The sequence below is a fragment of the Vibrio sp. 10N.222.52.C3 genome (assembly GCF_041474195.1).
GTDB classification, from domain to species: domain Bacteria; phylum Pseudomonadota; class Gammaproteobacteria; order Enterobacterales; family Vibrionaceae; genus Vibrio; species Vibrio crassostreae_C.
This window is the reverse complement of sequence record NZ_JBFRTQ010000199.1, coordinates 1-9,866: the sequence shown is the minus strand read 5'-3', so window position 1 is coordinate 9,866 and position 9,866 is coordinate 1. Positions and strand designations below refer to the sequence as shown.

The 9,866-nt window shown below is 45.4% G+C and carries 9 protein-coding genes, 1 riboswitch and 1 other annotated feature; all 9 genes read right to left on the bottom strand.

From position 1 onward, the window contains the following. Positions 1-105: 105 nt before the first annotated feature. The 9 genes from hisIE to AB4517_RS22020 all read right to left on the bottom strand — a co-directional run bounded on the left by hisIE (position 106) and on the right by AB4517_RS22020 (position 9,368). A complete protein-coding gene (gene hisIE, locus AB4517_RS22060) occupies positions 106-756 on the bottom strand; it encodes a bifunctional phosphoribosyl-AMP cyclohydrolase/phosphoribosyl-ATP diphosphatase HisIE (protein WP_017060271.1) in 651 nt (216 codons plus the stop codon). Next, the gene (gene hisF, locus AB4517_RS22055; protein ID WP_017060270.1) at positions 753-1,526 is read right to left on the bottom strand and encodes an imidazole glycerol phosphate synthase subunit HisF; all 774 of its coding nucleotides are present in this window, start codon (positions 1,524-1,526) and stop codon (positions 753-755) included. Before hisF ends, hisIE begins: the two co-directional genes overlap by 4 nt. Next, positions 1,508-2,245, bottom strand: coding sequence for a 1-(5-phosphoribosyl)-5-[(5-phosphoribosylamino)methylideneamino]imidazole-4-carboxamide isomerase (gene hisA / locus AB4517_RS22050; RefSeq protein ID WP_012604374.1), 738 nt, complete (start codon positions 2,243-2,245; stop codon positions 1,508-1,510). The genes hisF and hisA overlap by 19 nt, the downstream gene beginning before the upstream one ends. A gap of 43 nt (positions 2,246-2,288) precedes the next feature. Further along, complete coding sequence (gene hisH, locus AB4517_RS22045) at positions 2,289-2,903, bottom strand: imidazole glycerol phosphate synthase subunit HisH (RefSeq protein ID WP_017060268.1); 615 nt, start codon at positions 2,901-2,903, stop codon at positions 2,289-2,291. A gap of 9 nt (positions 2,904-2,912) precedes the next feature. Beyond that, positions 2,913-4,001 (bottom strand): bifunctional histidinol-phosphatase/imidazoleglycerol-phosphate dehydratase HisB, encoded by a 1,089-nt coding sequence (gene hisB / locus AB4517_RS22040; RefSeq protein WP_017060267.1) that lies wholly within the window; start codon positions 3,999-4,001, stop codon positions 2,913-2,915. Positions 4,002-4,130: 129 nt separating this feature from the next. After that, complete coding sequence (hisC, locus tag AB4517_RS22035; protein ID WP_017060266.1) at positions 4,131-5,171, bottom strand: histidinol-phosphate transaminase; 1,041 nt, start codon at positions 5,169-5,171, stop codon at positions 4,131-4,133. 9 nt (positions 5,172-5,180) lie between these two features. Further along, positions 5,181-6,500 carry a histidinol dehydrogenase gene (gene hisD / locus AB4517_RS22030; RefSeq protein WP_102429165.1) on the bottom strand — a complete coding sequence of 440 codons (1,320 nt, stop codon included), beginning with the start codon at positions 6,498-6,500 and terminating at the stop codon, positions 5,181-5,183. Beyond that, positions 6,500-7,396, bottom strand: a complete 897-nt coding sequence (gene hisG / locus AB4517_RS22025) for an ATP phosphoribosyltransferase (protein WP_017060264.1) — start codon at positions 7,394-7,396, stop codon at positions 6,500-6,502. Before hisG ends, hisD begins: the two co-directional genes overlap by 1 nt. Before the next feature lie 53 nt (positions 7,397-7,449). Further along, positions 7,450-7,585, bottom strand: a sequence feature (His leader region). A 190-nt stretch (positions 7,586-7,775) separates the two neighbouring features. Then, the gene (locus tag AB4517_RS22020) at positions 7,776-9,368 is read right to left on the bottom strand and encodes a Na+/H+ antiporter NhaC family protein (protein WP_017060263.1); all 1,593 of its coding nucleotides are present in this window, start codon (positions 9,366-9,368) and stop codon (positions 7,776-7,778) included. A gap of 112 nt (positions 9,369-9,480) precedes the next feature. Further along, a riboswitch (Lysine riboswitch) is annotated at positions 9,481-9,658 on the bottom strand. Between the last annotated feature and the right edge of the window lie 208 nt (positions 9,659-9,866).

Sequence of the window (9,866 nt, the reverse complement as noted above, 5' to 3'; positions counted from 1 at the left end):
AAATCTTGAAATCTTGAAAATTAAAAAACTAAAAAGCCCCGTAAACATGTTTGTTTGCGGGGCTTTTGTCTGTCTTTTACGCGGTTCTATTAATCTAAAGAGAGCTTACTTATGACGCTCTTTCAGCTTGTTTACCACATCATCCATCGATAAGCCTTGGTCTTGAAGAAGAACCATTAGGTGGTAAATCAAATCTGCTGATTCACACACTAACTCCGCCTTATCGCCCGACGTCGCCGCAAGCGCGACTTCAACGCCTTCTTCGCCCACTTTTTGCGAAATACGCTTGGTGCCACGGGCATATAGACTGGCAGTATAAGAAGATTCAGGATCGGCGTCCTTGCGGGCAGCCAATAGCTGCTCAAGCTGATGAAGCCACACCATCTGAGACTCTTCTTGCTTGTCTCCATCCCAACACGTTGTTGTACCTGTGTGGCACGTTGGACCAATGGGATTAACTTTAACCAGTAAGGTGTCGCTGTCACAGTCCAAGGCGATGTTTTGCAGTTGCAATACATTGCCCGACGTTTCACCTTTCGTCCAAAGACGCTCTTTTGTGCGAGAGAAAAACGTCACATTGCCAGTTTCACCCGTTTTCTCAAGTGCGGCTGGGTTCATGTATCCCATCATTAGCACTTGGCTTGACTGGTAATCTTGAACAATCGCTGGCACTAAGCCATCTACTTTTTCCCAGTTAATACGCTCTGACAATGCGCCTACTTCTGTTTTTGATAAGCTTACGGGTTCAAAACTCATAGTCGCACCTCTACATCTTGTTGTTTTAAATACTGTTTAAGTTCACCAATATTGATGACTTGTTTGTGGAATACCGAAGCCGCAAGTGCTCCATCCACGTTGGTCTTTTTATAAGCTTCAGCAAAGTGCTCCATTGCACCAGCGCCACCAGAGGCAATCAATGGCACATTACACACTTCACGCACCATGTTTAACTGATCGATATCATAGCCGTTACGAACGCCATCTTGGTTCATCATGTTTAACACAATCTCACCTGCGCCACGCTTCTGTACTTCCTGCACCCAATCTTTGGTTTCCCATTTGGTTGCTTTAGTACGCGCTTCATCGCCTGTAAATTGGTAAACCTGATATTTACCGGTTTCTTTGTCGAAGTATGAATCGATACCGACAACGATACACTGAACGCCAAACTTATCAGCAAGGTCAGTAATCAGCTGTGGATTAGCCAATGCCGGTGAGTTGATTGACACTTTATCCGCACCAAACTCAAGAATGCGCGCTGCATCTTCTGCTGATTTAATACCACCAGCGACACAGAAAGGGATATCGATCACTTCAGCTACGCGTTTCACCCAGCTTTTATCGACCACACGGCCATCACTTGATGCGGTGATGTCATAAAATACCAATTCATCGGCGCCCTCTTCTGCATAGCGTTGTGCTAGCGGAACGATGTCACCAATAATTTCGTGGTTACGGAACTGAACGCCCTTAACCACTTGTCCGTCACGGACATCCAAACAAGGGATTATTCGCTTTGCCAACATGCAAATGCCTCCTCTGCGGTAAACTTGCCATCAAGTAGCGCACGACCCACAATCACACCCGCAACACCGCTGCCTTTAAGCGCTTCGATATCAGCTAGGCTGCCAATGCCGCCCGATGATTGGAATTGCACTTGTGGGTACTGCTTACAAAGATCAACATAGAGCTCTACGTTTGATCCTTCTAGCGTGCCGTCACGTGAAATATCGGTACACAGCACGTGTTTAAGGCCAACCGTGAGGTAGTCTTCAATCAGCGCTTCAATAGTCACACCTGAATCTTCTTGCCAACCTGAAATCGCCACTTTACGTGTGCCGCTTTCATCAATGTTGATGTCTAGAGCCAGCACGATTTTTTCCGCGCCATACTTCTCCATCCAACCTTTCACCAACTCAGGTTGCTTAACGGCTGTAGAACCAACCACAACGCGCTGTGCGCCAGCTTCTAGCAGATCAACGACATCTTGTTCGTTACGCACGCCACCACCAATCTGGATGTTCGCAGGCGTGCTAGCAAGGAGCTTAGCAATCAAGTCTAACTGACGAGCCGTTGTGTCTTTTGCGCCCGTTAAGTCAACAAGGTGCAGCCAGCCAGCGCCAGCTTGGTGGTACAGATTAAACTGCTCTGCTGGGTCTACTTTGTATTCTGTTACTTGCCCGTAGTCTCCTTGGAATAAGCGAACTACTTGGCCTTCAATTAAATCTAACGCGGGAATAATCATTTACATTCCTTATATGGCAACGTTAGCCGCTGCCTAATCCTTATTACAATTCCAAGAAGTTCTGAATCAGCTTAGAGCCAGCTTTCGAAGATCGCTCTGGGTGGAACTGAACACCATAATAATTGCCACTTTGAACCGCCGCAGTGAACGGATTACCGTAATCACATTGTGCGATTGTGTAGTCGCCCACTGGCATTGCGAAGCTATGAACAAAGTAGAAGTATTCGCCTTCTTCAATGTCTTTAAATAGCGGGTGATTAGGCGTTGCTGTTACTGTGTTCCAACCCATGTGTGGTAATGGTAAGTCGCCCGTTTCAAGTAAACGAACTTCGCCATCACACAAACCTAGGCATTCAACTAACTCATCAGCCTTTTGACCTTTCTCTTGAGACAGTTTGCCTAACAGCTGCATACCTAAACAGATACCCAGCAGAGGCTTCTCAACTTGCTTGACAAGGGTAACAAGGTCACGCTCTTGCAGGTTCTTCATTGCCTCACTTGCTGTACCTACACCGGGTAGGAATAGCTTGTCGGCAGCAAGAACAACTTCTGGTTCTTTTGAAATTTCAACTGCGTAGCCCAGACGTTCAATCGCAAACTTCACCGATGAAACGTTGGCACAACCAGTATCAATAATAACGACTTTTTGCTCTTTCATACCGAACCCTTACAGAACGCCTTTGCTGCTTGGTAACTCGTTACCTTCAACTTTGATTGCTTGGCGAAGAGTACGGCCAAACGCTTTGAACAGGCTCTCAATGATGTGGTGATCATTATTGCCATCAGAAGAAAGGTGTAGCGTACAAGCCAATGTATCAGTTAGAGAACGGAAGAAGTGAACCACCATCTCGGTTGAAAGATCACCCACTTGCTCACGGCTGAACTTAGCATCGAACTTCAGGTATGGACGACCAGAAAGGTCTAACGCACACTGAGCCAAACACTCATCCATTGGTAGGCTGAAACCAAAACGGCCAATACCACGTTTGTCGCCTAGTGCATCTTTCAATGCTTGGCCTAAAGCCAGAGCGGTATCTTCGACTGTGTGGTGATCATCAATGTGCAGGTCGCCCTTCACAGTCAGGTTCATTTGGAAACCACCGTGTGTCGCGATTTGATCAAGCATGTGGTCGAAGAAACCCATGCCGGTATCGATCTTGTTGCCACCGGTTTCATCAAGGTTTACTGCAACCTTGATATCGGTTTCTTTAGTAGTACGAACTACTTCAGCAATACGCGCATTAACCGTCAGATCTTTAACGATTTGTGGCCAGTTAAGCGTGCCTTCAGTTTCCGCATCCGGGCCATATTGAATACCGCGGATAGCCATGTTCTCTGCCAGTTGAAGATCCGTCATTCGGTCGCCAATCACAACAGAGTGTTGGAAATCGACTTTACCGCCTTGTAGGTACTCTTTAACCATACCCAGTTTAGGCTTACGGCAAGAGCAGTTGTCTTCGTCAAAGTGAGGGCAAATAAGCACGTCGTCAAACTTAACGCCTTGAGATTCGAAGAACTCCATCATCATATTGTGTGGTGCATCGAAATCTTCTTGTGGGTAGCTATCGGTACCTAAACCATCTTGGTTAGTGACCATTACTAAGCGGTAACCAGCATCTTGCAAAGCAAGCAGGCTAGGAATTACTCGCGGTTCGAATTTTAGCTTGTCTAAACGGTCTACTTGAAAGTCAACTGGCGGCTCAACAATTAAGGTGCCGTCACGGTCTATAAAAAGTATTTTCTGTTGTTTACTCACTTGAACTTCCTTTTAATTTTAAATCTGGTGGCCTAGCTAAAATCAAACGCTAACCCAAAATATTGGTTTCACTTGCCAGCCCAATTAATCAACTCAAACTGGCAAATGTTATTACTGGTAAGCCTTTCATTACTGATAAAAGTTACGAATGAATCCAAGTGTCTTTTCGCACTCTTCGCGGTTACCAATACTAATACGAACACAGTCTTCAATAGGTGAATTACGCAAAATAATGCCCGTATCCCAAGCCGCTTTAAATAACTCATCGCCGTTCGGGAATTTCACCAGTAAGTAGTTACCCCAGCCATCAAAAACCGTCACTTGAGGCATACCTAATAGACCCGCCTGCAAATACGCTCGGTTAGCACTTAAATCTAGAACTTGGAACTTAGCTCGCGCTAGTCCTTGCTCTGAGAGAGCTTGAACGGCAATGTCAGCAACAGGGATTGGCACAGGATAAGGAGCGATCACTTTCAACAGTACATCGATAAGCTCTTTATTCGCTAGCGTAAAGCCACAACGTAAGCCCGCCAAAGCAAAGGCCTTCGACAAGGTGCGCAGAATCGCTAGGTTTGGATATTGCTCAAGCAAATCAACGGTTGACGCTTCTGGACAAAAATCGATATACGCTTCATCCATCACCACAATCGCTTTGTCTTGTGTCATTTCAAGCAGCTTGATGATGTCTTTACGATCAACTAAATTACCGGTTGGGTTATTTGGGCTACAAACAAACACCACTTTTACGTTGTCGAGCTGAGCTTCGATAGCTGGAAGATCCAATTGCCATTCAGAAGTAAGAGGCACAACTTTACGCTCAACACCAATCGTCTCTGCACTGATTGCGTACATACCGTAAGTAGGTGGGCAGTAAAGAATAGCGTCTTCGTTCGGCTCACAGAAAGCACGAATCAATAACTCAATGCCTTCGTCAGCACCACGAGTCGTCAGTGTTTGCTCTGATTTCACGCCTGCGTATTGAGCGTAAGCATCAATCAGCTCTTTTGGCTGACATTCGCTGTAACGGTTAAGACGAGACAAGTTCAGGTTGTACTCGTTATCAAACGGAGATTCGTTGGCGTTTAGCCATACATCACCAGTACCGCCTATGCGTCTTGCAGACAAGTAAGGTGTTAGAGCCTGAACTTGTTTTCTTGCTAACTTTTCCATGCCCTACCCTTATTTCGCTTTATTTAGCTGTTCAAATCGATTTAATTTTTCAACTCGGATGGTCACCGCACGTTTGTGTGCATCCAAACCTTCGGCTTCCGCCATTGTTACTACTGTTGGCGCTAGGCCTTTCAACCCATCGGCTGTTAGCTCCTGCACCGTCATTCGCTTAGAGAAATCAGCCAAACCTAGGCTTGAATACGTCTTGGTATAACCGTAAGTCGGAAGAACGTGGTTTGTGCCGGATGCGTAGTCACCTGCAGATTCTGGAGACCAGTCACCAAGGAAAATTGAGCCTGCATTATCTAGCAATGGCAGCAATTCACGTGGGTTCTTGGTTTGAACGATCAAGTGCTCAGGACCGTAGAAATTCGAAATCGCAATCGCTTGAGTGATCGATTCAGCAATGATGATTAAGCTTGAAGCCAATGCTTGCTGAGCGATGTTCGCACGAGACAGTTCTTTCAGTTGCTTTTGAACCGCTTCTGTTACTTGGTCTGCAACCACTGGAGATGGAGTTACCAATACTACTTGAGAGTCAGGCCCGTGTTCCGCTTGGCTCAACAAATCCGCTGCAATGAAGTCTGCATCAGCCGTTTCATCAGCAATCACTAACACTTCAGATGGGCCAGCTGGCATATCAATAGCTGCTCCGCGGAAGTCATTACTCACTTGGCGCTTTGCTTCCGTAACGTAGGCATTACCTGGGCCGAAGATCTTATCGACTTTAGCCACACTCTCGGTACCGTAAGCCATTGCTGCAACCGCTTGACCACCACCAACGTTGTAAACTTCGTCGATCTTACAAAGCTTAGCGACATACAAGATTTCATCAGCGATTGGCGGAGGTGAACAAAGCACAACCTTACGACAACCTGCGATTTGAGCAGGAACACCTAACATAAGAACCGTTGACGGTAGTGGCGCACTGCCACCGGGAATATAAAGGCCAACAGTATTAATCGCGCGCGTCACTTGCTCACACACAACACCAGGCTGTGTCTCAACCTTAATTGGCTGCGGCTTTTGAGCTTCGTGAAACTTCGCAATGTTGCTATAAGCTTGCTCTAACGCTTGCTTCATCTCTGGTGTTAGACGAGCACACGCCTCTTCAATCTCACCCGAACTGACTCGGATAGATTCTGGAGTTACACCATCAAACTTTGCAGTCAGCTTTTTAAGCGCGGCATCGCCTTCATTTCGTACTTTTGCAATAACATCAGAAACAGTCGCTGTGATGTTTGCACCTTCAGTAATAGCTGGACGCTCTAATACCGAGTCTTGCTGTGATTCACTTAAAGATTGCCAAACAACGGTTCTCATCGTCACTACCCCATCATTTTTTCGATTGGTAATACTAGAATCGAGCTTGCACCCAACTCTTTCAGCTGTTCCATTGTTTCCCAGAACAAGTTCTCTGTACTTACTAGGTGCACGGCAACTTTGTCTTTGTCTGTAGATAGAGGAAGAACCGTTGGATCTTCAGCACCAGGCAGTAATGCTTTGATTTGCTCTAGTTGAGAGGTTGGCGCGTGAAGCATGATGTACTTCGACTCTTTCGCTTGTTGAACACCCTGCATACGAGTCAGTAGTTTTTCAATCAGTGCGGTCTTGTCTGCGTCGAAGTCGCCAACACGTTGAATCAGTGTTGCTTTCGATTGGAAGATAGCTTCTGCTTCTTTTAGGCCGTTCGCTTCAAGCGTTGCACCTGTAGAAACTAAATCAGCGATAGCGTCTGCAAGGCCAGCGCGAGGCGCGACTTCAACCGAACCTGTTAGCATACAAGTGCTGAACTCAACACCCTGCTCGTCCATGTAGGCTTTAAGTAGTTGTGGGTAGGTTGTCGCAATACGTTTGCCCGCTAAGTCTTGTGGGCCGTTGTATTCTTCGTCTTTATTAATAGCGATTGAAAGGCGGCAACCACCGAAGTCTAAACGACGTAGTGTGCGGAACTCTGAAGGCTCTTTAAGAGCAACACGATCTAGACGAACTTCTTCTAGTTCATTTTCACCGATGAAACCAAGGTCAACTACACCATCCATGATAAGACCTGGGATGTCGTCATCACGAACGAGTAACAAGTCGATTGGCATATTTAGTGAGTGAACCACTAGGCGCTCACCCATGATATTAAATTTAACACCACATTTTTTAAGTAGGTCTTGGCACTCTTTACTTAAGCGACCTTTCTTTTGAATTGCGATTCTTAGGCGTTGTGTCTGCATTGCTGTATCCCTGTGCAAATATTTGAATTTATTGATCATTTAAAAGCGCTAAAACTAAAAAACCCTCGGGGACTTTGTCATCCCGAGGGTTTAAATCTAAATTCTTTTGACTTAACCTCCGGGAGTAATCTTGCTCCCGGGTATACGTAAATCTCCCCGAAAGACTAGATAGGGTGATGATGGTGATGAATGTTCATTACTAATTTACGCATACTTATCAGCTCTTAGGTTGTTTGCTGTCTTGTCTCCACACTAACTAAGCTGACATCCTTTTTCAACCATTTATTCGAACTTTTTTCACGAAACTTAAAATTAAATTAACAGGCACAAAAAAGGGAGGCAAACGCCTCCCTGATAGTTTACTGATTAACTTTCAATTTTAGCTTTTGCACGTCGCCATTTTGCAGCGAGAGAAGTAAGCCAATGCAAAACATACAGCAACAAACGTTAGAGACGCTGCGCCAAATGCGATGCCAATTGAAGATGTCATACCTAGAGTGATGAAACCAATGCACGATACGAACGCTACAGACAACGCGTATGGAAGCTGAGTCGAGACGTGGTCGATGTGGTTACAACGAGCACCAGTAGAAGACAGAATCGTCGTATCTGAGATTGGAGAACAGTGGTCACCAAATACTGCACCCGCTAGAACCGCACTTAGCATTGGAAGAATCAGTGCGATATCCGATGCTGCAGCCATATCACCCGCGATTGGTAGCATGATACCGAACGTACCCCAAGATGTACCTGTAGAGAACGCCATAACGCCCGCTAGAAGGAACAACATAACCGGTAACCAGTGGTAATCAATGCTGCCTGTTACTAGAGACGATAGGTAAGAACCCGTTTTCATGTCGCCGATAACAGAACCGATAGTCCATGCAAACACAAGAATCAGAATCGCGCCAAACATAGAGCTAGCACCGATCCACATTGTTCTTGCGATATCAGTCATAGATAGCTTTTGCTTGAATACTGTCGCTAGTGCTACTAGTAAGCCAATAACACCACCGTAAACAAGAGACTTACCTACATCCGTGTTTTCGAATGCGCCTAGAAGGTTGAATGCTTGGCCATCAGCAGCCAGCGCTTGGCCGCCTGTGTAAAGCATTGCAGCCACTGTCGCTACAATTAGCGATACGATTGGCATAACAAGATCAGAAACTGAACCGTTTTCGCTCTCTTCGATATCTAACTCTTCGTTTAGATCGTGAGCTTGCTTTTGATCGTTGTCACCTTCAAAGCCACGGCCTTGAGATGCTTCGATCTCATGCTCACGCATCTTACCAACGTCTAGACCGAACCATGCTACTGCGAACACCATTAGTAGTGCGAATACAGCGTAGAAGTTCATTGGGATAAGACGAACGTAAGCACCCAGTGCAGAATACTCTGTCACACCGTGTGTCACTAAGATGCCACCAATGATCGTGATGATGTAAGCACCCCAGCTAGAAGCAGGCATGATCACACACATAGGAGCAGCAGTTGAATCTAGGATATAAGCAAGCTTAGCGCGAGATACATAGAAGCGGTCTGTTACAGGACGAGAGATAGCACCAACCGCTAGGCTGTTAAAGTAGTCATCAACAAAGATGAATACACCTAAGAAAGCAGCAAGTAGTTTTGAACCACGTTTGCTCTTAACGCGAGACTGTGCCCACTCCGCGAATGCGCGAGTACCGCCAGACAGTGTTAATAATGCCGTTGTCATTCCAAGAATAATTAGGAATGCAATGATGCTCATGTTCCAAGTGTTGATGCCACCATCTTCGATGAAAACACCAGATGCTTTAGTAAACACGTAGCTAGCTGCGTTACCTACTGAGTAATCAGCAAGTAGAATCGCACCCATGATGATACCGACACCCAAAGAAACCAATACACGGCGGGTAACAATAGCAAGGCTCAAAGCCACAAGGGGCGGAAGCAAAGATAAAGGTGATGTTGCAAAATCTATTAAATTCATGATCTTCAAAAACCAGTTTTTTATTTGGCTAGAGATCTACTGCAGACAAACTTGATACGGCTGACCAAGCTCATGTTGAACTAAGCGAAAGGGAAGTGAACACTTCACCCAACCCTACAGTAGCGCTCCATAGTTTAAAATTAAGACTATGGCAGTGTTGTACCTATTGAGCACAACCCCAGCAAATTGCTTAGATATACAATTTACTTCGGCAATTACACCTTTCATTCCCGTTCATTGGCATCACCCCAACGGAAGTTACTTTTTATAATTGCACCTCTACGTGCGATAACATTATTAACCGTGTAAACCAGAGTTTAACAACAAATTAACCAACACCTCGCATCAGGTAGCCGCAATTGTACTCACCAAGAGCAACAATGCAACATATCATTCCGAGAAAAATAGCTTTTTGTTAATGAACTAATCAATAGAAGAATAGTCTACATAAGTTGACTACTCCACCTGTCACATATCATTTTTTAAGATATTCTTAAT

Excerpts from the sequence above, each read along its gene's own strand:
- hisIE (WP_017060271.1), bottom strand. The coding sequence starts at position 756 with ATGAGTTTTGAACCCGTAAGCTTATCAAAAACAGAAGTAGGCGCATTG.
- hisF (WP_017060270.1), bottom strand. The coding sequence starts at position 1,526 with ATGTTGGCAAAGCGAATAATCCCTTGTTTGGATGTCCGTGACGGACAA.
- hisA (WP_012604374.1), bottom strand. The coding sequence starts at position 2,245 with ATGATTATTCCCGCGTTAGATTTAATTGAAGGCCAAGTAGTTCGCTTA.
- hisH (WP_017060268.1), bottom strand. The coding sequence starts at position 2,903 with ATGAAAGAGCAAAAAGTCGTTATTATTGATACTGGTTGTGCCAACGTT.
- hisC (WP_017060266.1), bottom strand. The coding sequence starts at position 5,171 with ATGGAAAAGTTAGCAAGAAAACAAGTTCAGGCTCTAACACCTTACTTG.
- hisG (WP_017060264.1), bottom strand. The coding sequence starts at position 7,396 with ATGCAGACACAACGCCTAAGAATCGCAATTCAAAAGAAAGGTCGCTTA.
- AB4517_RS22020 (WP_017060263.1), bottom strand. The coding sequence starts at position 9,368 with ATGAATTTAATAGATTTTGCAACATCACCTTTATCTTTGCTTCCGCCC.